Source organism: Curvibacter lanceolatus ATCC 14669, assembly GCF_000381265.1.
GTDB classification, from domain to species: domain Bacteria; phylum Pseudomonadota; class Gammaproteobacteria; order Burkholderiales; family Burkholderiaceae_C; genus Curvibacter; species Curvibacter lanceolatus.
Map to the genome: position 1 here is coordinate 1 of NZ_KB906275.1, position 26,810 is coordinate 26,810.

The window sequence follows — 26,810 nt, forward strand, 5'->3', positions numbered from 1 at the left end:
GATGCAGAACGGATACATCGAAAGCTTCAATGGCAAGTTCCGCGACGAGCACCTCAACGAGAGCTGGTTTGAGACCTTGCACCAGGCCAGAACATCCGTGGCCATCTGGCGCACGGACTACAACGAAGTCAGACCACACAGCAGCCTGGGCCGCATACCACCGGCTCGTTTTGCCGAGCTGCATCGCCAGCGCGCTGGCGATGCAGCTCAACAACCTTCAATTCAAAAACAAATCGATTAACCTTGAACTTGGACTTCCACTTTTGATTGGTACGTCTGTAGGGGGCAGGTCACTGCAAATTGACTTTGTCGACGGCGTCGTAAAACGGCTTGTCATAGCCGTTGTCATGGTTGTGAACAAATAGTAGCCCGCGGACTTCATGGGCCTCGCCGTCGTCGACCGAATATTTGGCTCTCCACGAATCAGAACATCGCGCGCAGTCGATCGTCATGCACAACGACTTGAAAGCGCCCCGTAGTCGTGTCGACGTGATCGAATCTTCTGCGTAACTCTTCAAGTCGGTGTGCAGATACACCGTCTTCCCCAGATACGGGTCTCGGTAGTGAAAGACAACATCGCCCGGATGTGTCCCTTTCGGCTTCCCTCCATCCCCGACGTGCTTTTCGTTCGAGCACTCGAAGTTGTCGTCGGTCTTGGGATGCGTTTTCCAAAGGAAATGCTTGAAGATGTCCCTCGAAAGGCGCGCTGCAATCTCGCCAATGTTTATGGTCTCCGCCACAACTCCTCCTTATTCCACAACTGCGGCTGATCGGAATGCCAGCTACGCCTGTCGTAGATAGTCAAGACAATCTAGCACATCGCCCCGAGCCGTTACATATCAGCAGCCAGGCGACCGCCGTGCTGCCCCTCGCGGGTCCAACATGTCAGGCGCAGGCTCGCCAGAAGGCTCATTCCCCTATGACTGGAACGCGGCGGATACCGCGAGTAGGGTAACCAAGACCGACTGACCGAGATCGCTGCAGAGCCGACATCCACAGTCGAACGGCGGCTCTAGGCTGGATGCAGACCCTCAGTTTTTTGAGGCTGGGTGTCGGCAACTGCCGATTCCTGTCGTTCAGCGCTCGCTAGGGCGGCCGGCCGGAGTGCACTGAAACCTGCCAGTCATCCACAGGATTGACGAAGCACGGCAAGGCGGCCGGTCAACGATTGCTCCCTAGCGTGGCGAACAGGCGCTGCCGACCCGTTGCAGTCCGTCAGGCAACGACAAGGCGACCATAGACCATCGGATTCCTGGTCTTGATCTTTCAAAGACCGACTCTGGACGGCCCCGGCCAACGGGAGAAAAACTCTAACGTTCGTTGGCGTTCTGAACGCCTTGTCGCTGAAAGCGCAGGCCCTGGAGGCCGCGGACCGCTTTGGCTACCTGCACGTCTCATTGGCATCGACGCGATAAAGCCGGACGACTTTCTCGCGAGGCCTCCATCAAAGACGTCTCGTCGGAAGTGACGGATACGAGCCTCAGCGAAGGCCCTCTGGCGCATCGGCGTCGACCTTCCTAAAGGTCACCGAAATTCGACGAACCCGAGGCCTCTTGTACTCCGTCTGACGCATAGGAATTTCGTGGAGCCAGCGACTCCGCGCTTCTCCGGCTAGCAAGGCAACGCTTCGACGAGGGAGTGGCTGAACGAACTTCAAGGTCTCGCCCGGGACCTTGCGCGTGAAGATCATGTCCCAGGTCTCAAGCAGGCTGATGGTCGCAACTGGTCCACGGAAACAATCGGGACAGTCGATGTGCTTGGATATGCCCTGCGGACCGTCGTAGTTGTTGACGATGACCTGGTCAGGAACCTCAGGGAAAAGCCCTTCGTCGAAGAGCTTCTGCGCAAGCTCTTCAGCCCACGATGGCAGCGGTCCGAGGTAGTCCTTCTGCGCTATGCCTCTTGCCTTGTAGTCATACCGCCACCCGTAATGCTGGACGCGTCGCCTCAGCTCCGTACTCCAGTCGCCGGAGTCGATGGCCTCAACGAGCTCAAGCTCTTGAGAAGCCGAGATGAAGTCCTCGAGCATTTCCAGCCCCGCAGGAGGCGTCTCGACCACGCGCATTGCGGAGGCGCGCTTTGGCTTGTCCACTGAAGCAGCCTTTTTGTGGCTTGCGTCTGTGAGGTTGCGGCCCTCAGCATCGCCAATCGGGAGTTGAAGGTCAGCCCGAGGCTCCTCGGGGAGGCCTCCGACCGGCGCTATTTTCGGAAGCTTCGATTTGATGGAAGCAGTAGCCAGCCACTCTTGGAAGCGCTCTACGTCGAGTCGCTCCTCAAACTGCAGGTCACGACCGACCTGCAAGTCCACGCGTCCCTTGACGGTGAGCTCGCGCTTCTTCGTATCGACAGCAAGGGAGCCGGTCCCGAAGTAAGGAACGGCAGTGTCGACAAGGGTCAGCACCGACGAGACTGCCTGGGGAACTGCTTCTCGAGCCAGCAGAAGGGCGCGCTGCCTGACCGCCTCACTGTCGAAATCTGCCTGGTACCACCGTCCACGAGTACCAATCTTGTGGGCCAGAAGATGCATAGGACCTGCTTCAATCGAGAACGACTCGCCCCGCATCTGCCAGTCGGCCCGTTCCGGCGCCAACAGCCGCCATGGTCCAGACCCGTCAGGCGCCCCGTACTCCCAGGTGCTCAGCGCGACGAACAATCGGCTATCGGGCGTGCCTCTGAACTGCTTTGGCAGAGCACGGAAGCCCTGCAGGTACCCCGAGAGAATCATCCCTGTCCACCAGGCACCAGGAGGGATAGCTGGGAAGTCCTCACGCCAACTGGCGAACCTCTCTGGAGACGAGCGAAGCAGCAGCAGTTGGAGGGAAAGTGCGAGGTCGTCGTCGCGTGCGCCGCACTCAGCGACCGTGCCAAGGTCGTTCAGCAGCTTTATCGCGCCGTCATAGAAGCTTTGCAACCGCTTCGGAGCTTCGTCCAGCGACATCGCTCGGTCGCAGATGGCGGAGAGGACGTTCTTAGGTCGCCATTCCCTGAGCCGGCCGGGCGCCGAGAACTCCTCAACCGCGGCGCGCCAAAGTCCTGGAAGCGAATTCCGAACTTCCTCCGCCGCTGTCCACGGCGCAGCACGCAACCACGGAACCCTGAGCCGGTCGGTCAGCTCAGGATGGGCCACCCCGTCTCGAAACCACTGGCAAAGCAGTTCAACCCAGGGGTCGATTGCCGGCACGGCGAAGGCTGCGGTCGCCGCAGCGCCTCGAAGGGCATCCCAATTCTCTGGAGGCTGCCAACGGACCGACAACTGCGGCTTCTCCGCCGGAGGCTCAACGTGTCGAGACAAGGCGACTTCGAAAGGCTGGACCGGAACATTGATGTCCGCGAAGCTCCTGGAAAAGGCCAACAGCTTCATGCGAACGTTCTCCGACCCGACGCTGAAGTGATGAACAGCGAACAGGGGGAGCTGACAGGCCAACGCGACGACGCTGTCGTTTGGCGTCCAACTCCTGGTCGACGCCTCGTGCCACTCACGTCCCCGCCACACCATGACGGTGGTGGCTGGAAGCCTGGTGGGGTCAAACCAAACGGTGACCGAGTCTGCATCTACTGGCCCGGTTGAGCAGCCGGCGTCGGCCCCGAGCATGAACAGGTTTCCCTCGGACAGAGGCAACCACTCTTCCGCAAGGAACTTTAGGAAAGCATCCTGGGACATCGTCAACCCTAGCAAAACCTCGGCGCGTTGGTCGTCCTTAGCTCCGCCTGTTGCGAGCAAGTCAAGTTGGCCGTTGGAGGTTGAGGTCATCGTTCGAGGAGAGGCGGAGGGGGTAGGGCTGCCAATTGTGCCGCCGAAAGGGTCACCGGCCCGTTGACAAGAATCAGCGTATCTCGAGCTCGAGAGCAGAGCATGTACATCCGCCGGTAGTCTACGTCCTGCGCCATCGGCAAGGACCGATTCAGGTCCTGCAGGAAGACCGTCTCGAACTCCAGTCCTATCGCAGATTGGCCCGAGATGATGGTAACCCCGCGGTCTCGCATCTTGATGGCCTGCTCAGCACTTGGTTCAGCCTGGCTGGTGTAGTAGTCGACCCGGTCGTTGGGCAGCAACGCGGTCAGAAGTCCGCGGAAGGACGTGATGTGACTCTGCTTGTACAGAATCACGCCGACCGCCGCGCCGACGTTTTGGTATCGCACCGCCACCCGTTGGGCCAACTCCTGCCAGGTCGCCACTTGCATCAACCGCGGCGCGTCGCCCGAGCGTCCTCGCTTCGCCGGCGCGTGTGGGACCTTTCCCTTGACATGGAAGGTCGCCACCAGGTCTGCTATCTCCTCGGTGTTGCGATGGTTCAGGGTCAGCGGAATGGCTGTCTTGTAGCCAGCGCGGAGAAGTTCGCCAACCCGGCACCCATCGACATCCGTGGTCTGGTTTTCATCGGCGAAGACGGACATCTCCTTGGCAAGGAACCGCTTCGCCCAGATGAAGAACTCGATGGGAAGGTTCTGCCCCTCATCAACAATCAAGTGGTCGACCGATGGCTGTACATCCTCAGCCTCGTATAACTCCATGATTTCGTCCCACTTGTGGTGGTACTGAGCCTGCGGGATGGGGTACGAAAACTTGTTGCGGTAGTAGTCGTTGGACACGCACTTGTGCATGGTGAGGCTCTTCACCGGAGCTCCGCCATGGTCCTTCGAAATTTGGACTGCGAGCGCGGCAAGCATGCGGTTTCGCGTCACGACGACAACGTTCAGGCCGTAGTTCTCGGCCAGCATCCGTGCTTTCCAGAGCGCGCAAGAGGTCTTGCCGGTGCCCGGTGGGCCTACCACCAAGATGGATTTCAAGGGGTCCTGCAGGAAAACCCCTTTTTGCTCCTCGGTAAGCTCGGTGAATGACGGCAGCTTCATCGTCAGAACTCTCCCAGTGGAATTTCTCGGCCGCCCAGTCGAACGAACAGGGCGTAGTGGAGCTTGCGTTCCTTACCTTCGAGGTTAAGCACTTCCTTGTCTTCAATCTTCACGTTGAAGCCCGCCTTGGTCATCGCCTGCTGGAAGGCCGGGTAGGCCTCGGTCGCCTCCTTGCGAGACGTGTTGGTGTACAGCAGAGCTACCGGCCCGGGACCGATGCGATCGCAGGCATCAACAATCTGCCGCACCAGCACGTCGACGTCGATGGACTGGCTGGCCAGCAGGTAGGAAAGCACCATGATGGTCCATGTCGACCTCTGCGCACCGAAGTCGATGTCGTCGGTGGACGAGAAGAACCTGACCGTGGTCTCGGGGCTCAGACCGCCGGCGGCTTTTGCTCCCTCGGCAAGTTCTCCACCGAAGGAGCACATCATCTGGGATGTGTCGACGCCGAAGTAGCGGAACGGAGTTGCGTTCCCAACTACCTCCGCCAGCGCCAATCCGGAGGTGAACGGGCCACAGCCGATATCGACCACCGTCGCCCTGTACAGGTCTCGGGGGTTGTTCAGCAGCTTCTCGAAGGCATGAACCAGCTCGTTGACATGCGACTTCTGGTTGAAAAAAGCATAGAGCAGGACGCGGTCCCTGGCGGAAAGAACCCCTATAGGCTCATCGAAGCTCGCTTGCCCGCCGCCGATTGCTTGATTGAAAACCCACGACGTCGGGAGACCAAGCCTGGTATCCGGCTTCCTCGACTCTCTGGGGTCATCCATGACAGGGTCGACGATGTGCGACCGACGCAAGCTCTCCAACCATTGGCTTCTTGCCATTGTGAAACACCTCGGCCTCCGCGGGGGCCCGTTAGTTAATTAATGCAGCCACCTCGGCGACCTGACTGGCGATATGCCGATATTAGCTTGCCGCGCCTACAGCGCCTTCTCTACCGCTTCGAGGACAAAGTCGGTGGTCATCGAGCTGCTCACGCGCCAGCCCACGATGCTTCGGACGAACACTTCCATCATGAAGGCCACATACAGCCAGCCCTGCTAGGTAGAGATGTACGTGAAGTCCGATACCCACGACTGCTTTGGCCGGTCAGCTCGTAACTGCCGGTTCATCGCGTCAGCGGGCAAGGCGCCTTGGCGTCGCTGGCGGTGGTGAGCACGACCTTGCCACGCTCGACGCCGCGCAGTCCCATGCGGCGCATCTGGCGCTCCACCGTGCCGGCTTATCTGCTTCCAGCGCTTGTCGTCGCCGTTGACCTGCGGGGCGGCGTTCCAGACTTGCTTGACCACCGGCATCAACGCCTTGGTGGTGTGGGCTTTGTGCGGCGGCCAGTCGTGACGAAATTCTGTTGAACTGCCTTGCCCTTGACGAACGGCATTCGGAAACGCCTGCTATGCAGTCTGCGGTTTCATCGACCCACGGACAGCTCAGGGTCGAAAGCGTTAGGACGCCAATGGAGGGAGCGGTCGTACGAGGTTCCTTTGTCGGCGTTCTGGCTCCCAAAGTTACCTGCGCCTCGATGGGCGGTCATTGATGGAAGCACGTCATCGCCGAGTCGATGACTCCGGTGTGGCAGACAGCAGTCATCGATGCCTCCACTGCGAAGGACCGCCCCCTCTGCAAAGCAACCTTCCAACTTGACGACCCATCGCCCCGGATGAAGAGAAGGTCACCGGGGTCAGCAGAACCAAGACCGGCAGCCAATCAGGAAAATGCCCGCCGCGCGACGAAGTCCCCCCCTCAATCAATCCTAGCCCCCGACTCCTTAGCCACCACCCCCCACTTCGTCGTCTCACTGCGAATGAAGCCCACCAACCGTTCCCCCTCCAAATCCCCCGCAGTCACCCCCAGCTCTTCAAACCGCCGGGTCACCTCAGCCAGCCCCAGCACCCGGTGCAGAGCTTCACGCAGGCGCTTGCTGATGGCCTGCGGGGTGGCGCGGGGGGCCATCAGGGCGAACCAGGTGTTGACCTCGTAGCCTTTGACGCCGGCCTCGTCTAGCGTGGGCACGCCGGGGTACAGGGCGGAGCGCTGCAGCGAGGTGACGGCCAAAGCCCGCACCTTGCCTGAGCGCACGGGTTGCGAGGCGGAGGGGCTGGTTTCGATGGCCATCTGGATCTGGCCGGCCATCAGGTCGCCCATCATGGGGGCGCCGCCTTTGTAGGGCACGTGGGTCATGGGGGCGCCGATGCGGGCGCTGAACAGGGCACCCGACAGGTGCTCGGTGCTGCCGGGGCCGGCCGAGCCGTAGTTGACCTCGCCGGGGTGGGCCTTGATGTAGGCCAGCAGCTCGGGCACCGATTTGACGGGCAGTGAGGGGTGCACCAGCAGCACATTGGGCGTGGTGGCCACCAGGCCGATGGGCTCGAAATCTTTGATGAAGTCGTACGACAGGTTTTTGTACAGGCCCGGGGCCATGGCGTGGGCCACGGTGGCCATGAACAGGGTCTGGCCATCGGCCGGGGCGCGGGCCACGGCGGCGGCGCCCAGGGTGCCGCCGGCGCCGGCGCGGTTGTCGACCACCACGGGCTGGCCCAGGTTCTCAGACAGCTTTTGGCCGATCACGCGGGCCAGGATGTCGGTGGTGCCGCCGGCGGCAAAGGGCACCACCAGGGTGATGGGGCGGGTGGGCCAGTCGGCCGCCTGGGCAGCGCCACAGGGGGCAAGTGGGGCCAGGGCGGCCAGCGTGGCCAGCAGGCCGGTTTGCAGCAGGCAACGCCGCGACGTGCGTGTTTGTTTCATGGTGAGGTCTCCGTTAGGTCAATGAGTTGCCTGGCGGCCACGCGCCGCCTCAGGCCACAGGGGCGGCCCGGGCGCAGGCCCGCGGCCGCGGGATCAGTCCGAACCCAGTTGCAGGCGGCTGGGCTGCCGCTTTTCCACCGCGTTGCGCAGCAGGGCCGCGCTGCGGAACACGCCGTGGGCAAACTTGCCGTAGGGCAAGGTGGCAAACAAGGCCATCACCGCACCCAGGTGCAGCACCAGCACGCTGGGCAAGGCCGAGGTGGCGCGGGCCAGCAGCAGGCCCAGGCCCGTGGCGGCCACCAGCCACAGCAGGGCGATGAAGCCCAGGTCCATGGGCTTTTGCGCGGCGTCGCCATGCAGCGGGTGGCGGCGCAGGCGCAGCCAGCCCAGGCCGGTGGTGCCCGCCAGCAGGGCCAGCCCGCCGCCCACGCCAAACAGCTTGGGCAGGCTGAACCAGCCGTAGGGCGCGGCCTGGCCCAGCCCGTAGTGGTACAGCGTGGCCAGCGAGGTGGCCGCAAAGCAGGCCATGAAGCCGTAGAAGGTCAGGTGGTGAAAGCGCCGGCGCCAATGGGTGTGGGCGTCATCTTCGTTGTGGCAGCCGTCGCCGTGGCCGCCGTCCAGGTAGCGCAGGGTCAGGGCCTGTTGGGCAGCCTCCAGGCCGGGGCCGACGCTGGCCGGGGCGCTGCCGGTGCCGGGCCGCAGCTCGCTCAGAAAGCGCCGCACGCCCAGCCCCAGGGCCAGGGCCGCAAAACAGAACACGGGGGCAAACAAAGACACCAGCAGGTTGTGCGGAAACACGCCATAAAAGCCCTGCTCGGGCACCATCCACAGGGTGCCGCGCGCGGCCAGTGCCAGCGCCATGAACAGGGCCAGCCCCAAGGCCAGCGCCACGCACAGGGTCAAGCCGTTGCGCTGGTACAGGCGCCCCAGGCCGGGCGGCCAGGCGTAGTCGACATAGGTCTGGCCGCGCACCACGGCCATGGCCTGCGGCACGTTGACGGCAAACTCGTGCGGCGGCGCGTACTGGCAGGCGTGCAGGCAGGCGCCGCAGTTGTGGCACAGGTTGGCCAGAAAGTGCACGTCCACCGGCTCAAAGCTCAGGCGGCGCGTCATGGCCGGGAAGACGGCACAAAAGCCCTCGCAGTAGCGGCAGGCGTTGCAGATCTGCATCTGGCGGGCCCCCTCAGCCTCGGCCTGTGTGGGCTCGCCGTTGGCCAGTGCGCGGGCCTGGCGGGTGAGTTCGTCAAGCGTTTGCATGGGCGGCCCCTTTCTCGTTTTGCTTTTGTGCCAGGGCGCCCAGGGCGGCCTGCTGGCCGGCGATGCGCCCGAAGGCGGTGCCGATCGACATGCCCACGCCGGCGGTGTAGCCCTTGCCCAGCACGTTGCCGGCCATCATCTCGCCGGCCACATACAGGTTGCGGCTGGGCTGGCCGCCAAAGTGGGCGCGGGCCTGCGCGTCCACCTTCAGGCCCAGGTAGGTGAAGGTGATGCCGGGCCGCAGCGCGTAGCCATAGAAGGGCGGCGTGTCGATGGGCCGGGCCCAGTGGGTTTTGGCGGGGCTCAGGCCCTCGGTGCGGCAGTCGTCCAGCGCGGTGTGGTCAAAGTGGCCTGGCCGGCAGGCGGCGTTGTAGGCCCCCAGGGTTTGCAGGAAGGTGGCCGGGTCCAGCCCCAGTTGACGGGCCAGGTCTTCCAGCGTGTCGGCACGTACGCCGGGGAACACCGGTGGCATGAAGCGGCCCACGGCCTTGGCGTCGATGATCGAGTAGCCGATCTGCCCCGGCTGCTGGGCCACCAGGCGGCCCCAGATGGCGTAGCGCTTGGGCCAGAAGTCTTCGCCCTCGTCATAAAAGCGCTGGCCGAGCTGGTTCACCACCACCCCCAGGCTCACGCAGTCGATGCGGGTGCAGATGCCGCCGTCGTACAGCGGGGCGCGCGCGTCAATGGCCACGCAGTGCGACTGCGAGGGGTCGCCCACCATGTCGGCGCCCTGCTCGTCTTGCAGGTGCTTGAGCAGCACGCCGCGGTTGAAACGCGTGCCACGGATCAGAAAGTTGTCGGCCGGCCAGCTGCCGTCGGGGTTCTGGCCCCAGGCCTCGCGCAGCCATTCGCGGTTCGATTCAAAGCCGCCGGCTGCCAGCACGCAGGCCCGGGCCGTGATGCGCTGGCCGCCCTGCCAGGCGGCCACAAAGCGGCCGTCTTCCAGCTCCAGCCGCTCCACCGGGGCTTCGTAGCGGATCTGCACGCCCAGCTTCTCGGCGCTGCGGTAGTAGGCGTTCACCAAGGCCTTGCCGCCGCCCATGAAGAAGGCATTGGTGCGGGCCACGTGCAGCGCCCCCGACAGCGGCGGCTGAAAATGCACGCCATGCGAGCGCATCCAGTCGCGGCAGTTGGATGAGGCGCGGATGGTCAGGCGCGCCAGCGCCTCGTTGGTGATGCCCCCGGTGACCTTGAGCAGGTCTTGCCAGTACTCTTCTTCAGGGTAGGCGTCGACCAGCACATCCTGCGGGGCATCGTGCATGCAGCGCAGGTTGCGGGTGTGGGCCGAGTTGCCGCCGCGCCAGGCGCGCGGTGCGGCTTCGAGCAAAAGCACACTGGCCCCTGCTTCGCGTGCCATCAATGCGGCACACAGGGCGGCGTTGCCGCCACCGATGACCAGGACGTCCAGGTCCATGGCTGTCTCCTTGCAAAACGGTCGCTTGCGCGATGAGTTGCCACTTTAGGAAGACAGCGCCCTGCCGTGCAGGCCCCGGCGGGCATGGGGCCATCAGTTTTTGTGATGGGTGGGGGGGTCTTGAGCTCAAAAGAGCGCTCAAAGCGCCAGTGTGGCGCCCACCCACAGGCCCTGCTGCACCAGTTGGCGCACACAGTCGGCCAGCACCACGCGGGTGGCCAGGGCCACGGGCGAGAGCTCGTCTTCGGCCAGGCTGCACAGCAGGTTCACGCGGCACACGGCCGGGCCGGTGATGCGCGCCAGCTCAAAGCGCTCGGCCGCATCGGCAAAGCGGCCCACCGCGGCCCAGGGCTGCAGGGTGGCGCCCAGGCCGGCGTCCACCGCGGCCATCAGCATCGAGAGCGAATCCACCTCCAGCACCACGTTCGGGCTGACGCGGGCCTGGGCAAAGGCGGTGTCCAGGGTGCTGCGCAGGCCGTGCGGGCCGGTGGGCAGGATCAGGCCGATGTCGCCCAGCTCGGCCAGGCCCATCTCGGCGGGCAGGGCCGGGCGGCCGGCCCGGGGGCCGCCGCGGATCAGAAACAGGGCCTCTTCGATCAGGGGCTGGATCTGCCAGCGGCGCCCGCCGGGGCCGTCGCCATTGGCGTACAGGCGCGAATCGAACAGCACCGCCAGATCGAGCTGGCGGGCATTGAGCATGCCGGCCAGGTGGCCCGACAGGCTCTCGACCATGTGCAGGCGCACCTCGGGGTAGCGCTCGCGCATGGCGCGCATCAGGGGCAGGCCCAGCAGCGCCGCCGTGGTGGGGGCCAGGCCCACGCTGACGGTGCCCGACAGCCGTGCCTGCTGGGCCACGCGCACGGCCTGGTCAGCGTGGCGCAGGGTCAGCTGGGCCTCGCGAAAAAAGGCCAGGCCGGCCTCGGTGGCCTGCACGCCGCGCGGGCTGCGCTGCAGCAGGCGGGTGCACAGCTCGCCCTCCAGCCGGCTGATCTGCTGGCTCAGGGCCGACTGCACCAGGTTCAGGTCGAGTGCCGCGCGCCCCATCGAGCCCAGTTCCACCACGCGCACAAAGTAGCGCAGCTGTCTCAATTCCATCTTGGGTCTTTCGGTTGGGTGGGCCGGTCGGGCCGCCGGCTCGGCTGCGAATATAGCGTGTGGGCCAGCCCTGGGGCTGGCGGGGCGGGCCCGCTTGGGTGCGGGTGAATGCGCTGAAGCATGGGCTCAAGAGTGCGACAGCAAGGGCGCTGTTTTCAGTTACGCTCAAGCCCGCCCGCGGCCCCGCTTGCCGGGGCTTTTTCTCAGACACCACCGCCTGCCCTCCGTGCCAAGCCAGCCCCCTGCCCCGGCGCCCGAACTGCGCAAATACCGCCCCTCAGCCAAACGCGATGCGCTGCGCGCCGAACTGCGCGACCGCCTGAAGGCCCAGGCCTGGCAGGTGTTTGCCGAGGTGGGGCTGGACGGGGCCACGGTGGCCGCCATCGTGGCGGGCAGCGGCGCCTCGAACGGCACCTTCTACAACTACTTCGGCACCCAGCAGGCCGTGTTTGCAGAGCTGCTGGGCGAGCTGCTGGGCGAGATCCGCAGCGCCACGCGCGAGGCGCGCCAGAGCGAGCCCGAGCTGGTGGGGATGATGGTGCAGTCGTTCCGGGCCTTCTTTGAGCTGGTGCTGCAACGGCCCGGGGCCACCGATTTCTGCCTGCGCAACCAGCACCACATCCGCGCCTACCTGCATGGCTTTGCCGACACCAATGGCCTGCTGGACGATCTGCGCGCCGACCTGCGCCGCGCCCTGCCCAACAAAGGCCTGAGCGATGGCGAGCTGGCCTTGCTGGCCTCGGTGGTGGTGGCCATCGGCCTGGAGGCGCTGATGCTGATGAGCCGGGGCGACCCGGTCGATCTGGAGGGGCTGTGCCAGGGCGTGGCCACCTTGATTGCCCACGGCGCCAGCCAGTGGCCGGGCTGCCGAACAAATATTTGACGAATTCGTCAAAAATCCTAAACTGCGCACTCCTACACGGAGACAAACATGGCGCAGACCACCCCCAACACCACATCGCTTCAGGCTGACTACATCGTGGTCGGCGCCGGCCCGGCCGGCAGCGCGCTGGCCACCCGGCTGGCCGAAGGCGACCCCGCAGCCCAGGTGCTGCTGATCGAAGCCGGGCCGGCCAAGCCCTCGTTTCTGTCGGTGATGCCGGCCGGCCTGGCCCTGCTGGTGCCCAGCCGCAACCGCCACAACTACGCCTACCAGACCGTGCCCCAGGCCGGCCTGGGCGGGCGCACGGGCTATGTGCCGCGCGGGCGCGGCCTGGGCGGCTCCAGCCTGATCAACGCCATGATCTACGTGCGCGGCCAGCGCGAAGACTACGACGGCTGGGCCGCCCTGGGCTGCCCGGGTTGGGGCTGGTCCGATGTGCTGCCCTTCTTCCGCCGCAGCGAGGCCAACCAGCGCCCGGGCGGCCTGGACGAGGCCCTGCACGGCCGCCAGGGCCCGCTGGTGGTGAGCGACCTGGCCTCGCCCAGCCCCGTGAGCCAGGCCTTTGTGGCCGCCGCCCAGGCCTGCGGCCTGCCGGCCAATGCCGACTTCAACGGCGCCCGGCAAGAGGGCGTGGGCCTGTACCAGGTGTTTCAGCAAGGGGGCCGGCGCCTGGATGCCTCGCGCGCCTACCGGGGCCGGGCCCCGCAGCCCAACCTGCAGGTGCTGGCCGAGGTGCGCGTGAACCGCGTGTGCTTCGAGGGGCGCCGCGCCACCGGGGTGGAGGTGGCCGACCGCGACGGGGTGCGCGTGCTGACGGCCCGCCGCGAAGTGATCCTGAGCGCCGGGGCCATTGCCTCGCCCCAGTTGCTGTGCCTGTCGGGCATCGGGCCGGCCGACGAGCTGGCCCGCCTGGGCATCCCCCTGGTGGCCGATGCGCCGCAGGTGGGGCAAAACCTGCAAGACCACCTCGACTACTCGCTGAACCTGCGGCTCAACGGCCCGGGCCTGTTCGGCTGGGGGCCGCGGGGCACGCTGCGCTCGCTGGCGGCCCTGCCGGCCTTCCGCCAGGGCCGTGGATTTTTGACCACCAACGGGGCCGAGGCGGGCGGCTTTGTGCGCAGCTCGCCCCAGTTGGAGCGGCCCGACCTGCAACTGCATTTCTGCGTGAGCAATGTGGACGACCACGGCCGCCGCAAGCACCTGGCCACCGGGGTGGCGCTGCATGTGTGCGCACTGCGCCCGCACAGCCGCGGCTCGGTGCGCCTGGCCAGCGCCAACCCGGCCGACATGCCCTTGATCGACCCGGCCTTTCTGTCGCACCCCGACGACCTGCCGCTGCTGATCCAGGGGGTGCGCCTGGCGCGGCGCATTCTGCGCAGCCCGCCCTTCGCCGGCCTGGGCGGGCGGCCGATCTATGGCACGCTGGACGACGAGAGCGACGACGCGCTGGCGGCCCTGATCCGGGCCCAGTCCGACACCATCTACCACCCGGTAGGCACCTGCCGCATGGGCACCGACCCCGCCTCGGTGCTGGACCCGGCCCTGCGGGTGCGCGGCGTGAGCGGCCTGCGCGTGGCCGACGCCTCCATCATGCCCACCCTGGTCAGCGGCAACACCCAGGCCCCCAGCGCCATGATCGGCGAACGGGCCGCCGACCTGATCCTGAAAGGCCGGGCATGACCCTCGACACCTTGTTCATGCGCCAGCACGAGGCCTCGCGGCGCCAGCCGGCCCCCGACCTGCAGGCGCGGCGCGCCTCGCTGCTGCGGCTGGAGCAACTCGTCAGCCGCAACGCCGAGGCCCTGATCAGCGCCATCGACCATGATTTTGGCGGCCGCTCCCGCACCGAGACCGAGCTGCTGGAGATGCTGCCCACACTGCGCGCACTGCGCCACGCGCGGGCCCATGTGGGCCGCTGGATGCGCCCCCGGCGCCAGGCGGTGGAGTGGCTGTTCCTGCCCGGGCGCAACCAGCTGCGCCACGAGCCCCTGGGCGTGATCGGCATCATGGCGCCCTGGAACTACCCGCTGCTGCTGACGCTGGGGCCGCTGTGCGACGCCCTGGCGGCGGGCAACCGGGCCTTGCTCAAGCCCTCGGAGCTGACGCCGGCGTTTTCAGACCTGCTGCAGCGGCTCATTGCCGAGGCCTTTGACCCGGCCGAGGTGGCCGTGGCCACCGGCGGGGGGGAGGGGGGCCAGGCCTTTGCCAGCCTGCCGTTCGACCACCTGGTGTTCACCGGCTCGACCGCCGTGGGCCGCAAGGTGATGCAGGCCGCCGCCGCCAACCTGACCCCCGTGACGCTGGAGCTGGGCGGCAAGTCGCCCGCCATCGTGGCCCCTGATCACGCGATCGACGCCGCGGCGCGCTCGATCGCCTTCGGCAAGTTCGTCAACGCGGGGCAGACCTGCATCGCCCCCGACTACGCCCTGGTGCCGGCCCACCAGCTGGAGGCCTTTGCCAACGCCGTGCTGCAACACGCCCGCCGCACCCTGCCCGACCCGGGCCGCAACCCCGACTACAGCGCCATCATCAGCCCCGCCCACCGCGCCCGCCTGCATGCCCTGCTGGACGAGGCCCGGGCCAGCGGCGCCCGCGTGCTGAGCAGCGCCGAGCTGCCGCGCGACGACCCGCATGTGGCCCCCACCGTGGTGCTGGCCCCCGGGCAGCACCTGCGGCTGATGCAGGAGGAGATCTTTGGCCCCATCCTGCCCATCGTGCCCTACCAGACCCTGGACGAGGCCCTGGCCCTGGTGGCCCGCCACGAACGCCCGCTGGCCCTGTACCTGTTCACCCACCAGGGCAGCACGCGCCAGCAGGTGCTGGCCGCGGCCCCCTCGGGCGGCGTGACGCTGAACGGCACCTTGCTGCACATTGCCCAGCACAGCCTGCCCTTTGGCGGCATCGGCCCCAGCGGCACCGGCGCCTACCACGGCCACGCCGGCTTTCTGCGCTTCAGCCACGCGCGTGGGGTGCACCAGGTGGGCCCCATCAACCCCTTTGAAACCCTGGGGCCGCCCTGGGGGCGCTTGGCGCGCTGGATGGGGCGCTGGCAGCGGGGTGGGTGACGGGCACCGACGCGCCCAGCGCCAGGCCACGCGCTGATCAACCCAGCACAAAGCGCTCCAGCAGCGCGGCAAAGGCCTGCGGCTGCTCCACCGCACTCAGGTGGGCTGCGTTCAGGCTTTGCAGCTGCGCTCCCGGGATGGCTTGCGCGATGGCCTCGGACAAGGCCGGGGGCGTGGCCTCATCGCGCTCGCCCGCGATGACGAGTGCGGGGCAGGTGATGGTGCGATTGCCTTCGTCCAAGGCGATGTGGGCCACGGCCAGGCAGGCCTCGGCATACGGGGCGGGCTGGGTGCCGACCAGCACCTGACGCAGGGCCGCCACCCGCTCGCGCCCCAGGCTGTCGGCGCGGAACTCGGGCGTGAACCAGCGCTGCAGGGCGCCGTCGGCAATCACCTCCATGCCGCGTTCCCGCACGGTGTCGACCCGGGTCTGCCACAGGGCTCTGGCCGCCTCGCCGTACTGGCTGGCCGAGTTCGCAATGCAGACCGAACGCACTGTGCCAGGGTGGCGCGCTGCCAGGGCCTGCGCCGTCATGCCCCCCATCGAAAGGCCGACAAAGTGCACCGGCCCGCTGGCGTGCTGCGCGATGAACTGCGCCGCATCATCGGCCAGATCGTCCATGCTGAAAGGCCCCGGCAGGGCGGGCGAGCGACCGTGCCCGCGGTGGTCATAGCGCAGCACGGTGAAGCGCTGTTGCAGGCATTGGGCGAGTTCGTCCCACATCGTCAGGTCGCAACCCAAGGCATGGCTCAGCACGATTTCGGGGCCGCGGCCCTGGCGGACAAAGTGAAAGGAAGGCATCAAGGAGTGACTGAAGAAAAAGGGGGAAGGGTCATCGGCAAAGGAGGTCGACCATAGCGCCCCTGCGCTGCCGCGACCAATGAAATTTGTTGGATCCATTGTTCGAAGCGGTCGTTTGATGCAGCCGCCCCCTGGGGGGCCAAGCCCGCGGGCACGGCGCAGGGCGCCACTTCAGGCGATCAGGGCGGCCCGCAGCAGGACGGCAAACTCGCGCGCGGCCACGCTGCGCGAGGCGGAGCGCCGCCACAGCAGGCCGGCGTGGCGCACCACCTCGGGCGCGGTGAGCGCCATCGCATGCAGATCAGGCATCTGCAGGGCGGCCCGCTCGGGCACGATGGTGGCCAGGGGGCCGTGCCGGCACACGCCGAGCAAGGCCTCGACCGACTCCATTTCGACCCGCACCTGGGGTTCGGCCCCGGCCTGCCTGAATTTCTCGTCGAGCATGCGCCGCGTGGCAAAACTGCGCGGCAGCAGGGCCATGGGCAATTGGGCCGCCCGCTTCAGCGTGATGTGCTGGCCCCGGGCTTGCGGAGCGGTCTTGCGCAGCACCACCATCATGCGTTCTTCGAACAGCGGCTCGGTTTCGATCTCGCCATGGCGGGGGGGGGGAAATGCGATGCCCAGATCCAGCTCACCGCTCATCAATTGGTCCTCGATCGGGCCGGCGCGCAGATCCCGCACCTCGAGCTGCACCTTGGGGTAGCGCTCGCAGAAAGCGGCCACGGTGGCCGGCAGCACGGTGTTGAGGAAGGTGGGGATGGCGCCAATGGTCAGGCGGCCCGACTGCAGGCCGCTCAGGTCGGCCAGGGCCATGCGGCCGGCCTCGATCTCCTTGAGGGCACGCGTGGCATAGGCCCTGAATTCAGCCCCCGCCTGCGACAGCTTCAGGCCTCGCCCGAGGCGGTCGAACAGGGCGGTGTCCAGCTCTTCCTCGAGCTGCCTCAGGCCGTGCGACAGCGTGGACTGGGTGACGAACAGGTTCTGCGCCGACTGCGTCAGGTGCTCGGTCTGCGCGATGTCGAGAAAGTAACGAAGCTGCCGGATTTCCATGCCTGTGCCCCAGGTCAATCATTCGATGAGATCGAACATTTGAACATAAATACTTCATTGGAATGCGGTGGGGCTTCCTCGTAACCTTGGCCATCCATTGCACAGAAGCACAGAAAAAAGGTCATTCATGTCGAGTCGTTTCGTGGTTGAGCGCATTGAGGCGAGGATTCTGGACATCCCCACCATCCGGCCGCACAAGCTGGCATTCGGTGCCATCAACCGCCAGAGCCCGGTGGTGGTGCAGCTGTGGCTGCGCAACGGGGCCTGCGGCTTCGGCGAGGCCGCCACCATCGGCGGGCCGTCGTGGAACGAAGAGTCGCCAGAGAGCATCCGGCACGCCATCGAGGCCTACCTGGCGCCCTGCCTGCTGGGGCAGGACGGCGCCGCCTTCGGCCACGCACTGGCCCGCATGGACACCTTCTGCCGCGGCAATGCCTTTGCCAAGAGCGCCGTCGAAATGGCGCTGATCGACGCCGTCAGCCGCAGCCTGGCCCTGCCGGCCTACCAATTGCTGGGGGGCAAGCGCCACGCCAGCCTGCCCCTGGCCTGGACCCTGGCCAGCGGCGATGTGCGCAAGGACCTCGAAGAGGCCCAACTGCGCCTGGAACAACGGCGCCACCGCATCTTCAAGATGAAGATCGGGGCACGCAGCCCGGCCGACGATGTGGCCCACGTGAGCCAGATCGCCCGCGGCCTGGAAGGCCAGGCCACGCTCACGGTCGACGTCAACCAGGCCTGGGACGGCAGCACCGCCAGGCGCTTCCTGCCGCAGTTGATCGACGCCGGTGTCACGCTGATCGAGCAGCCGGTGGCCAAGTGGAACCGGGAAGCCCTCAAGGTGTTGAGCGCCACGCTGGGTTCGCGGGCCTGCATCATGGCCGACGAATCGGTGTGCACCCCCCAGGATGCGATGGCGCTGGCCCGCGACCAGGCCAGCCAGGTGTTCTCGCTGAAGGTGGCCAAGCATGGCGGGCTGTTGCGCACGCTTCAGGTGGCCGCAGTCGCCGAGGCCGCCGACATCGGCTGGTACGGCGGCACCATGCTGGAGACCTCGATCGGCAGCGCCGCCTCCGCCCATGTCTTTGCCACCCTCGGAGACCAGCACCATGGCTGCGAGCTGTTCGGCCCTCAATTGCTGGTGGACGACATCGTGACCGAGCGCATGGCCATCATCGACTTTGAACTGCAACTGCCCGACGGGCCCGGCTTCGGCGTCGAAGTCGACCTGGGCCAACTCGACCGATTCGACCGGGCCCGCACGGGCCTGAATGCCGTGCACATCGACCTGGGCCAACGCCCCCACCCCTGAGGAGACAAGACATGCTGTACCTGGTCCGCATGGACGTGAACCTGCCCGCCGACCTGCCCCCTGCGCAGGCCGAGGCCATCAAGACCCGAGAGAAGGCCTACTCGCAAGAGCTGCAGCGCGATGGGCGCTGGCGTCATCTCTGGCGCGTGGTGGGCGAGTATGCAAACTACAGCGTCTTTGACGTGGCGTCCAACGATGAGCTGCACACCCTGCTGTCGCAACTGCCGCTGTTCCCGTACATGAAGATTTCGGTGACCCCGCTGGCGCAACACCCCTCGGCCATCGCCTGAGCGCCGGCCTGCAACCCCTTTCCCCCAACCTTCGGAGACAAAAATGAGCACCTCAAAAAATGAATTCACCCAGCAAAGCCTGCTGGAGCGCGTCAACAGCGTGAAGATGGCCGAGGGCAACCCGCGCGCCCGCGCCATCGTGGCCCGCATCGTGAGCGACCTGTTCAAGACGATTGACGAGCTGGATGTGTCGCCTGACGAGTTCTGGGCCGCCGCCGATTGGCTGAGCCGCCTGGGCGCCTCGGGCCAGATCGGTCTGATCACCGCCGGCCTGGGCTTTGACCGCCTGCTGGACATCCGCATGGACGAGGCCGATGCCAAGGCCGGCATCGCGGCCGGCACGCCGCGCGCCATCGAAGGGCCGCTGTATGTGGCCGGCGCCCCGCTGTTCCAGGGCGAGGCCGTGCTCGACGACGACAGCGACACCCGTGGCACCGGCAAGGTGCTGGTCATGGAGGGCCGGGTGCTGGACCACACCGGTCAGCCCGTGGCCAATGCCATCATGGACGCTTGGCATGCCAACAAGAGCGGCGGCTACTCGCACTTCTTCCCGGGCCTCAAAGAGTTCGAACTGCGTCGCAAGATCGAAACCGATGCCCAGGGCAACTACCGCTTCCGCACCACGCTGCCGCCGGGCTATGCGATCCCGCCGAACAGCCCGACCTCCGAGCTGTTCCAGGTGCTGGGCCGCCACGGCCACCGCCCGGCCCACATCCACTTCCACATCGTCAAGGAGGGGCATCGCACCCTGACGACCCAGATCAACATCCCAGGCGACACCTACATCGACGACGACTTTGCCTTTGCCACCCGCGATGGCCTGGTGCTGAAGATCGAACACGACGTTGCCCCGGCCGGCTATGAATCCCTGGGTGTGGAGGCTCCGTTTGAGCGCGCCCGCTTCGACTTCGTGATGCAGCAAGCCGTGACCGAACGCGACACCGATCCGCGCACCCGGATCGCACGCGCCGTCGGGGCCTGATCTCCGGGCCTGAAGAGGCCTGCCCCTTCAAGCACCGACCCCCGCACCAGGGCGGCCACGCAAGCACTGCGGGCCGCCCTTTTTTCATGGCGCCGCACGCGCTGTCTGGGCCACGACGCGCTCACCCGCTCATCCGCATGCCCTCTGCGAGGCGCATCAACACCCAGCTGGCAACCCAGGCCTGCACACCCCAGGGCCTGAGGCTTAGACACCGTGCCGGGCAACGTGCACGCCGGTGGCAAGCGGATAAAGAACGCGCGAAATGTGGATAGCCGTTTCTGGGGCGGCTGGGCCTAATCGAGTTCATCGATCCACCCCACAGGAATTGCCCATGAACCCCTCACGCAGCCCCCAACAATGGCGCGACTTCATCGACGGCTGTCTGGACTTCAGACCCGAAGACGAGGTCTATCGCGTCCGTCGCTCCATGTTCACCGAGCCCGAGCTGTTCGATCTCGAAATGGAGTTGATCTTCGAGAAGACCTGGATCTACGCCTGCCACGAAAGCGAGATCAGCCAGCCCAATGACTTCATCACCCTGAACGCGGGCCGCCAACCCCTGATCGTGACCCGCGACGCACAGGGCGAGCTGCACGCCCTGGTGAACGCCTGCGCGCATCGCGGCACCACGCTGACACGGGTGTGCAAAGGGCGGCAAGCCGCCTTCACCTGCCCCTTCCACGCCTGGACCTACAAGCCCGACGGGCGCCTGATCAAGGTGAAGGCGCCCGGCGAATACGGCCCAGGCTTCGACCTGCATCAGCATGGCCTGAAGAAGGCCAAGGTCGCAAGCTACAAGGGCTTTGTGTTCATCAACCTCGATCTGAGCACCCCGCTGAGCCTGGAAGACTACCTGGGCGACGCCAAGGTGTTTCTGGACCTGATGGTGGAACAGTCTCCGACTGGCGAGCTCGAAGTGCTGCCCGGGCGCTCCACCTACACCTTTGACGGCAACTGGAAGCTGCAGACCGAGAACGGCCTGGACGGCTACCACGTGAGCACCGTGCACTACAACTACGTGGCCACGGTGGTGCACCGGCACGAGCTCGACAGCGCTCAGGGCAGCACCGACTTCAAGACCCTGGACTACCGCAAGCTCGGGGCCGGCGACGCCACCACCGACGACGGCTGGTTCTCGTTCAAACACGGGCACTCGGTGCTCTTCAGCGAAATGCCCAACCCCGAAGTGCGCCCTGGCTACGCCAGCGTGATGCCCCGGGCGCAGGCCGAATACGGCACCGAAAGAGCGCACTGGATGATGCACCGCCTGCGCAACCTCAACCTGTACCCCAGCCTGTTCTTCATGGACCAGATCAGTTCGCAGCTGCGCATCATCCGCCCGGTGGCCTGGAACAAGACGGAAATCGTCAGCCAGTGCATCGGCGTGAAGGGCGAGTCGGCCGCGGATCGCGAAAACCGCATCCGCCAGTTCGAAGACTTCTTCAACGTGAGCGGCATGGGCACGCCCGATGACCTGGTCGAGTTCCGCGAAGCGCAACGCGGCTTCCAGGGCCGCGCCGAGCCCTGGAACGACATTTCTCGGGGTTGCCAGGCCTGGACCCGCGAACAGACCGGCAACGCCAAGACCCTGGGCATCCAGCCCGTGCTCACCGGCACGGAAATCACCCACGAGGGCCTGTTCGTGAACCAGCACAGCGCCTGGCGCCAGCTGATGCTGGACGGACTGGCACAACAGGAACAGGCCTCCACCCAGAAGGAGGTGCAAGCATGAACACCCTTGAGCTGCAACACGCCGTCGAACAATTCCTGTATGCCCAGGCTGAGCTGTGCGATCGCCAGCAGTGGGATGAGTACCTGGCCTGCTTCGACCCGACGGCCGAATTCCATGTGCCGCAGTGGGACTCGGAGCACGTGGCCACCACCGACCCGAAGCGCGAGATGTCGATGATCTACTACGCCAACCGGGGCGGCCTGGAGGACCGCATCTTCCGTCTGCGCACCGGCAAATCGGCCGCCAGCCACCCGATGCCGCGCACGCTGCACCAGATCAGCAATGTGCGCATCCAGGACCGGGGCCAGGGGCTGCTCCAGGTCGGTGCCAAATGGAACACGCATTACACCCGCCACGGCCAGGCCGACTGCTACTTCGGCGAGGTGAGCTACGAGCTGCGTCAGGTTGACGGTGGCTTCAGCATCCTGCGCAAGCATGTGCTGCTGCTCAATGATCGGATCAATGCGGTGCTGGACTTCTACCACCTGTGATCAAGGGCGAGACCATGGAACATCAGATTGGCCTTCGCTTTGAAGACGGTGCCACACGCTTCATCCAGGTGCGCTCCGGCGAGACCCTGGCGGATGCCTCGATCCGCCAGGGGGTGCGCTTTCCGGTGGACTGCCGCGAGGGTGCCTGCGGCACCTGCCGCTGCCAGGTGGAATCGGGCAGCTACGACCCGGGCGACTGCGCCGAAGACGCGCTGAGTGCAGAAGACGCCCGACTCGGCTGGGCCCTGGGTTGCCAGATGCGCCCACGTTCCAGCGGTGTGGTGCACGTGCCCATTGACGCATCGGCCTGCCTGCACAAGCCGCTGGAGCAGGCGGTGCAAATCGGTGCGCTGAGGCGCCTGGGCCCGCGCATGGTCTCGCTGACGCTGGAGCACCCGGATCTGATGGCCTTGCGCTTTCTGCCCGGCCAGTACCTGCGCCTGTGGCTGCCCGACGGCAGCGCCAGCCGAGCCTACTCCTTCAGCTCGCTGGTGCGCGCACCCGGCCAGGTCGACCTGCTGGTGCGCCTGCTGCCAGACGGGCGCATGAGCCAGTGGCTGAACGACACGGCCCAGGTGGGCGACACGCTGAAGCTGACCGCGCCCTATGGCGGCTTCTACCTGCGCCCCGCACAGCGGCCCTTGCTGATGCTGGCCGGTGGCACGGGCCTGGGCCCGATGCTGGCCATGCTGGAGCTGCTGGCCCAGGCACCGGACCAGGCGCCGCCTTGCCACCTGGTGCTGGGCCTGGCCGACGACCAGGACCTGCCCGTGCTGGACCTGCTGAGCCCCTTGAAAGAGCGCTTGCCGCAGCTGACGCTCACCGTGTGCGTGTCGGATCCGCAATCCACACAGGGCTTGCGCGGGCATCTGGTCACGCATCTGCAGCCGGCCATGCTGAACCAGGGCGATGTGGACCTGTATGTCTGCGGCCCGCCACCCATGGTGCAGGCCCTGAACGACTGGCTGGCCGCCGCACCGTGCCAACCGGCCGGCTTTCACATCGAACGCTTCACGCCGGGCGCATGAATGCAGGGCGCCCTGGCGCCCTGCATTGCGCGAAGGCTTGTTTGCCCCCTATAGTGAACGCGCCTGGCGACGCCTGGCGCGGACGGTCCGTCAACCGGTATGTTCTGCATGAACCCCATGGCTGCAAAAGAAAAATCCGGCGGCACCGACCTGGCCAAGAACGCGCCCGGCCTGATGGCCACGGTCGAGGAGTTGCTGCTGCTGGTCGAAGTGGTGGAGTCCGGCGGCTACCGGGCCGCGAGCGAGCGCACAGGCATCCCGCTGTCGAGCATGAGTCGGCGCGTGTCGGCCCTGGAAGATCGCCTGGGCGTGTGCGTGATCATGCGCAATTCGCGGCGCTTCGAGGTGACCGACATCGGGCGCCAGTTGTTCGAGCAAGGCATCAAGATCCGCGAGGCGGCCCATGCGGCGGTCTCGGTGGCACAAGATAACGCCAAAGAGCCGGCCGGGGACCTGCGCATCGCCTGCCCCATGGCGCTGTCGACGCTGCTGGTGTGCTCGGTGGCCGTCAGGTTCGGGTGCCAGTACCCGCGCGTGCGCCTGTTCCTGAGCACCACCCGGGGCACGCCCGAGGCCTTGGCGCAGAACTTCGACATCGTGATCCACCCCAGCTCCCAGGCGCTGCCCGATTCGGATGTGGTGGCCCAGCAATTGGTCCAGGCGCCCTATGGCCTGTATGCCTCGCCTCAGCTGCTGCAGGGCAGGGAAAGCAGCGATGAGCCCTCGGCCTTGGCCGGGCTGGAGTCGATCGGCTGGAACTCGGGCGAATCCCAGACTTGCTGGACCTTGCAAGACCCGCAAGGCCGCACCGAGGAACTGCGCCTGGCCGTGCGCTTCGTGACCGACAACCTGCTGGCCGTCAAGGAAGCGGCCATCGCTGGCCTGGGCATCACCCGGCTGCCCACGGCCCTCGCAGCCCCGTGCGTGGCGGAAGGCAGCCTGCGCCAGGTGTTGCCACGCTGGTCACTGGCGCCCATGACCATCTATGCACTGTACCCCTCGCGGCGCCGGCTCAGCCTGGCGGGGCAAGAGTTTCTGCAATGGGCCAAGCCGGCCTTGCAGGCCCTGGTGGACGGCAGCAACACCGAAGCCCTGAATTGAGCTGGGCCAGGCCTCAGGACTTGACCCGGTGCCGCTCTGCCGTGGCCGACGGCGACTCGCCAAAAGCCTCCCGGTAGGCCTCGGCAAAGCGGCCCAGGTGGCTGAAGCCCCAGGCCAGCGCAATTTCCGAAATGTAACGGGTGGAGGCGTTGCGGACGATGTCGAGGCGCGCCTGCTGCAGGCGGTGTTGGCGCAGGAACTGCATCGGCGTCAGGCCCAGGTGGGTGCGGAAGTCGGCCACCATGCGCCTCGGGCTGAGCCCCTGGGCAGACACCAGGGCGTCGACATCCACCTCTTCACGGGCGCGCGCCATCAACGCGCTCTTCAGGTTCTCGACATGCCGGGGCAGCTCTGGCGAACCCTGGCGGGCCAACTCGGCCGAGTAGTTGTGCGGCTGAAAGCTCAGCAGACCGCGGATCAAGGAGGTTTCGACCCCTTGGGCCAGTCCGTTGTAGTGCATGAGGTTGCCGTTGTGCCCCATGTCCTCCCACAGCAATCGCACCCAGCGCCACCAGGTCAGCGCCGCCCCCTGGTCGAGCGCCATGCTGGGCTCGAAGGTGATAGCTGAATGCACCGGCCGGCCCAGCATCTGCTCCAGGGCCGTGCGCATGGCACCGCGATCGATGGCCACCAGCAGCTTGCGGCAATCGCCGCTGATCGAAAGCTCCTGGTAGGCAGAGGGGTCGATGATCAGGCCGTGCTCGGGGTCGGAGCCGAACACGGCACCGCCCAGGCGCAGCTCCTGATCGCCCATCAAGGGCAGGCTGATGCTGTAGCTGTCCAGAGGGCGGCTGTCATTGATGCCGATGCGCACATCGGCCCCGTATTCGATGCAGCCAATGGCGGTGGACAGGGCGCCCAGGCGGTCTCCCGCATGGACAAACCGCAGTGAACGCCCTGGCTGCACCATCAGATCATGCGGGCCGCAGACCCGCCGCATCCAATCCTGAGCGCCGGACACATCGGTGAATGCGCCACACAGGCGGTGATGCAGCACGGAATTTTGCTCATTCATGTACGTTCAATTCCAATAAGAGCATTTTAAAAATCGGGCTTCCGAGATCAACAGGAATATCCCACCATATTCAAAAATACCGAGCCAAATTCGTGCCATCGAAAAATGCCGGAAATCATTCAAAACCACCCTGAACGCGCAATCAGCGCACCAAATCAGCGCAGATTCTTTTATTTGAATGACGCGGCATTCCAAAATCGTGCACCTTCTGCCCCAATATGCGACATCCATCACCGGGCGGCCCTGACTGATGCTCGGCCATCAGAAGCCGCTTGAGCCCAGGCCGATCAGGGATGACCCGGATTCAGGGCCCGAGAAAGGCCGTTTTCATGGGCTGATGCTGGCCATCTGCTGATTTGGCGCGGCTTGCGGGGTCGTCGTGAGCGTACACCAGACTGCCCGAAAAAGAGCTTCCAGGGCTGCAAATTGCGTGAAAACCCCAATAAGAAAACCCCAACCGGGGCGACAAGCCATGCCAGACAAAGTGCCCAACATCTCAAGAAAATGACAGATTTGTTTTGAGACGGAGCGTTCCACGAAACCCCATCGACGCTTGGCAAATACTGAAACTATATTCAGCCGTCACCCCCACTCACAAAACAAACCATGCAATACCCTCTGAAAAAACTGACTCTGGGAATCATTACCGGCACGGCTCTTGGTGGATTATGCAGCCCGTCCCAGGCGCAATCGCAGGCGCAAATATATGGCTTGCTGGACGTCAGCACGGGCAGCACGCAATTGGCAGGGGCCGCCAAGACGGCCGGTGTGTTCAACGGGTCCATGACCACCTCGTTCTGGGGCATCAAGACCCAGGAGGACCTGGGCGGCGGCTGGGGCGCCCTCTCGCAGATGGAGTCGTTCATGCAGGTGAACAACGGCTCGGCGGGACGCAGCAGCGCAGACCCGTACTGGGCCCGCACCGCCTGGGTGGGGCTCTCCAACCCCTGGGGCGTGCTTCAGCTGGGGCGTGCCGTGACGCCGGGCTTTCTGATGGCCATCAAACTGAACCCCTTCGGTTCGGCGTCTGCCCTGGGGCCATTCATCATGCACACCTACCTGCCGAGCGCGACCCAGCCCTTCATGACCAGTGAAGGCGCCAGCGATTCGGCCTGGTCCAACAGCGTGGCCTTCACGAGCACCGACATGAGCGGCTGGCGCTTCACCGTTCAAAGCGCCTTGGCCCAGGGCGGCACCACGGGCAAGCGCAACACGGCGGGCCTGAGCTATACCCAGGGTGCGTTCTACGGCGGGCTGGTTTACGAGAAGATGGACCAGATGAGCATGAACTGGGGCGCCCCCGTGGCCCCGCTGGCCACCGCGGCACGCCCCTTGATCACAGCCAGCAGCGTGCAGAACGTCCAGACCGGGGCCAGTTACGACCTGGGGCCGGCCAAGCTGTATGCCCAGAACCTGAAGTCACGCATCGATGCGGCCAGCGGGGCCGAAGCCCGCTTGAACACCTCGCAGCTCGGCACCTCCGTGGTTGCAGGCCCCGGGCGGGTTCTGTTCTCCGTGGCACACACCGCCCAGACACAAAGCGCCAAAGCCAGCCTGGCCCGCACCACGGTGTCGGTGGGCTATGACCAGTGGCTGTCGAAACGCACCGACGTCTATGTGGCGCTGCTGCGTGACCGGGTCACGGGCATCAACCCCGGCACCTCGGTGCTGGTCGGCCTGCGGCACACCTTCTGAAT

At 65.9% G+C, this 26,810-nt stretch carries 23 protein-coding genes and 1 pseudogene; 12 read left to right on the forward strand and 12 right to left on the reverse strand.

Annotated features, from left to right (window positions below; all coding sequences use genetic code 11):
- A partial coding sequence (locus tag F624_RS0126110) for an integrase core domain-containing protein (RefSeq protein WP_019577336.1) occupies window positions 1-241 on the forward strand: 241 nt, incomplete at its 5' end.
- Window positions 242-290: 49 nt separating this feature from the next.
- Here F624_RS0126110 and F624_RS0126115 read toward each other — a convergent pair.
- From F624_RS0126115 to F624_RS0126160, 9 genes and pseudogenes are all read right to left on the reverse strand, one after another.
- Window positions 291-740 (reverse strand): PD-(D/E)XK nuclease domain-containing protein, encoded by a 450-nt coding sequence (locus F624_RS0126115; RefSeq protein WP_019577337.1) that lies wholly within the window; start codon window positions 738-740, stop codon window positions 291-293.
- A 740-nt stretch (window positions 741-1,480) separates the two neighbouring features.
- Window positions 1,481-3,751 carry an alpha-ketoglutarate-dependent dioxygenase AlkB gene (locus tag F624_RS33700; protein WP_019577338.1) on the reverse strand — a complete coding sequence of 757 codons (2,271 nt, stop codon included), beginning with the start codon at window positions 3,749-3,751 and terminating at the stop codon, window positions 1,481-1,483.
- The gene (locus tag F624_RS0126125; RefSeq protein ID WP_019577339.1) at window positions 3,748-4,851 is read right to left on the reverse strand and encodes an AAA family ATPase; all 1,104 of its coding nucleotides are present in this window, start codon (window positions 4,849-4,851) and stop codon (window positions 3,748-3,750) included. The genes F624_RS33700 and F624_RS0126125 overlap by 4 nt, the downstream gene beginning before the upstream one ends.
- A 2-nt stretch (window positions 4,852-4,853) precedes the next feature.
- Window positions 4,854-5,624 (reverse strand): hypothetical protein, encoded by a 771-nt coding sequence (locus F624_RS0126130; protein WP_157443648.1) that lies wholly within the window; start codon window positions 5,622-5,624, stop codon window positions 4,854-4,856.
- A gap of 156 nt (window positions 5,625-5,780) precedes the next feature.
- A pseudogene (locus tag F624_RS36060) lies at window positions 5,781-6,176 on the reverse strand (DDE-type integrase/transposase/recombinase); the annotation flags it as partial.
- A 421-nt stretch (window positions 6,177-6,597) separates the two neighbouring features.
- Window positions 6,598-7,599 carry a Bug family tripartite tricarboxylate transporter substrate binding protein gene (locus F624_RS0126145; RefSeq protein WP_019577341.1) on the reverse strand — a complete coding sequence of 334 codons (1,002 nt, stop codon included), beginning with the start codon at window positions 7,597-7,599 and terminating at the stop codon, window positions 6,598-6,600.
- 93 nt (window positions 7,600-7,692) lie between these two features.
- Window positions 7,693-8,856, reverse strand: a complete 1,164-nt coding sequence (gene tcuB / locus F624_RS0126150; protein ID WP_019577342.1) for a tricarballylate utilization 4Fe-4S protein TcuB — start codon at window positions 8,854-8,856, stop codon at window positions 7,693-7,695.
- Window positions 8,843-10,270 (reverse strand): FAD-dependent tricarballylate dehydrogenase TcuA, encoded by a 1,428-nt coding sequence (gene tcuA / locus F624_RS0126155; protein WP_019577343.1) that lies wholly within the window; start codon window positions 10,268-10,270, stop codon window positions 8,843-8,845. Before tcuA ends, tcuB begins: the two co-directional genes overlap by 14 nt.
- 138 nt (window positions 10,271-10,408) lie before the next feature.
- Complete coding sequence (locus tag F624_RS0126160) at window positions 10,409-11,365, reverse strand: LysR family transcriptional regulator (protein ID WP_031256340.1); 957 nt, start codon at window positions 11,363-11,365, stop codon at window positions 10,409-10,411.
- Window positions 11,366-11,591: 226 nt separating this feature from the next.
- Here F624_RS0126160 and F624_RS0126165 point away from each other — a divergent pair, with 226 nt between their 5' ends.
- From F624_RS0126165 to F624_RS0126175, 3 genes are read left to right on the forward strand one after another with little or no spacing between them, the layout of a single operon-like run.
- Window positions 11,592-12,248 (forward strand): TetR/AcrR family transcriptional regulator, encoded by a 657-nt coding sequence (locus F624_RS0126165; RefSeq protein WP_019577345.1) that lies wholly within the window; start codon window positions 11,592-11,594, stop codon window positions 12,246-12,248.
- A gap of 48 nt (window positions 12,249-12,296) precedes the next feature.
- Window positions 12,297-13,928 carry a GMC family oxidoreductase gene (locus tag F624_RS0126170; RefSeq protein WP_019577346.1) on the forward strand — a complete coding sequence of 544 codons (1,632 nt, stop codon included), beginning with the start codon at window positions 12,297-12,299 and terminating at the stop codon, window positions 13,926-13,928.
- Window positions 13,925-15,313 carry a coniferyl aldehyde dehydrogenase gene (locus F624_RS0126175; RefSeq protein ID WP_019577347.1) on the forward strand — a complete coding sequence of 463 codons (1,389 nt, stop codon included), beginning with the start codon at window positions 13,925-13,927 and terminating at the stop codon, window positions 15,311-15,313. The genes F624_RS0126170 and F624_RS0126175 overlap by 4 nt, the downstream gene beginning before the upstream one ends.
- A 37-nt stretch (window positions 15,314-15,350) precedes the next feature.
- On the opposite strand, the gene F624_RS0126180 is transcribed toward F624_RS0126175, so the two are convergent.
- Window positions 15,351-16,115, reverse strand: coding sequence for an alpha/beta fold hydrolase (locus F624_RS0126180; RefSeq protein ID WP_019577348.1), 765 nt, complete (start codon window positions 16,113-16,115; stop codon window positions 15,351-15,353).
- 171 nt (window positions 16,116-16,286) lie between these two features.
- Window positions 16,287-17,165, reverse strand: a complete 879-nt coding sequence (locus F624_RS0126185) for a LysR substrate-binding domain-containing protein (protein ID WP_019577349.1) — start codon at window positions 17,163-17,165, stop codon at window positions 16,287-16,289.
- A 127-nt stretch (window positions 17,166-17,292) separates the two neighbouring features.
- Between F624_RS0126185 and F624_RS0126190 the strand changes: the two genes are divergently transcribed.
- From F624_RS0126190 to F624_RS0126220, 7 genes are all read left to right on the forward strand, one after another.
- Window positions 17,293-18,474, forward strand: coding sequence for a muconate cycloisomerase family protein (locus F624_RS0126190; RefSeq protein WP_031256344.1), 1,182 nt, complete (start codon window positions 17,293-17,295; stop codon window positions 18,472-18,474).
- Between the two features lie 11 nt (window positions 18,475-18,485).
- Window positions 18,486-18,764 (forward strand): muconolactone Delta-isomerase, encoded by a 279-nt coding sequence (gene catC, locus F624_RS0126195; RefSeq protein ID WP_019577351.1) that lies wholly within the window; start codon window positions 18,486-18,488, stop codon window positions 18,762-18,764.
- Between the two features lie 43 nt (window positions 18,765-18,807).
- Window positions 18,808-19,746: a dioxygenase family protein gene (locus F624_RS0126200; protein WP_019577352.1), complete on the forward strand. Its 939-nt coding sequence runs from the start codon at window positions 18,808-18,810 to the stop codon at window positions 19,744-19,746.
- Between the two features lie 331 nt (window positions 19,747-20,077).
- Entirely contained in the window at window positions 20,078-21,478 is a 1,401-nt protein-coding gene (gene antA, locus F624_RS0126205) for an anthranilate 1,2-dioxygenase large subunit (protein ID WP_019577353.1), read from the forward strand.
- On the forward strand, window positions 21,475-21,969 hold the full coding sequence (gene antB / locus F624_RS0126210) for an anthranilate 1,2-dioxygenase small subunit (RefSeq protein WP_019577354.1): 495 nt from the start codon (window positions 21,475-21,477) through the stop codon (window positions 21,967-21,969). The genes antA and antB overlap by 4 nt, the downstream gene beginning before the upstream one ends.
- Window positions 21,970-21,983: 14 nt before the next feature.
- Window positions 21,984-22,997: a 2Fe-2S iron-sulfur cluster binding domain-containing protein gene (locus F624_RS0126215; RefSeq protein WP_031256345.1), complete on the forward strand. Its 1,014-nt coding sequence runs from the start codon at window positions 21,984-21,986 to the stop codon at window positions 22,995-22,997.
- A gap of 117 nt (window positions 22,998-23,114) precedes the next feature.
- Window positions 23,115-24,098 carry a LysR substrate-binding domain-containing protein gene (locus tag F624_RS0126220; RefSeq protein WP_169426704.1) on the forward strand — a complete coding sequence of 328 codons (984 nt, stop codon included), beginning with the start codon at window positions 23,115-23,117 and terminating at the stop codon, window positions 24,096-24,098.
- 13 nt (window positions 24,099-24,111) lie between these two features.
- On the opposite strand, the gene F624_RS0126225 is transcribed toward F624_RS0126220, so the two are convergent.
- A complete protein-coding gene (locus tag F624_RS0126225) occupies window positions 24,112-25,113 on the reverse strand; it encodes an AraC family transcriptional regulator (RefSeq protein ID WP_019577357.1) in 1,002 nt (333 codons plus the stop codon).
- A 606-nt stretch (window positions 25,114-25,719) separates the two neighbouring features.
- Here F624_RS0126225 and F624_RS0126230 point away from each other — a divergent pair.
- Entirely contained in the window at window positions 25,720-26,808 is a 1,089-nt protein-coding gene (locus F624_RS0126230; protein WP_084679694.1) for a porin, read from the forward strand.
- Window positions 26,809-26,810 lie beyond the last annotated feature (2 nt).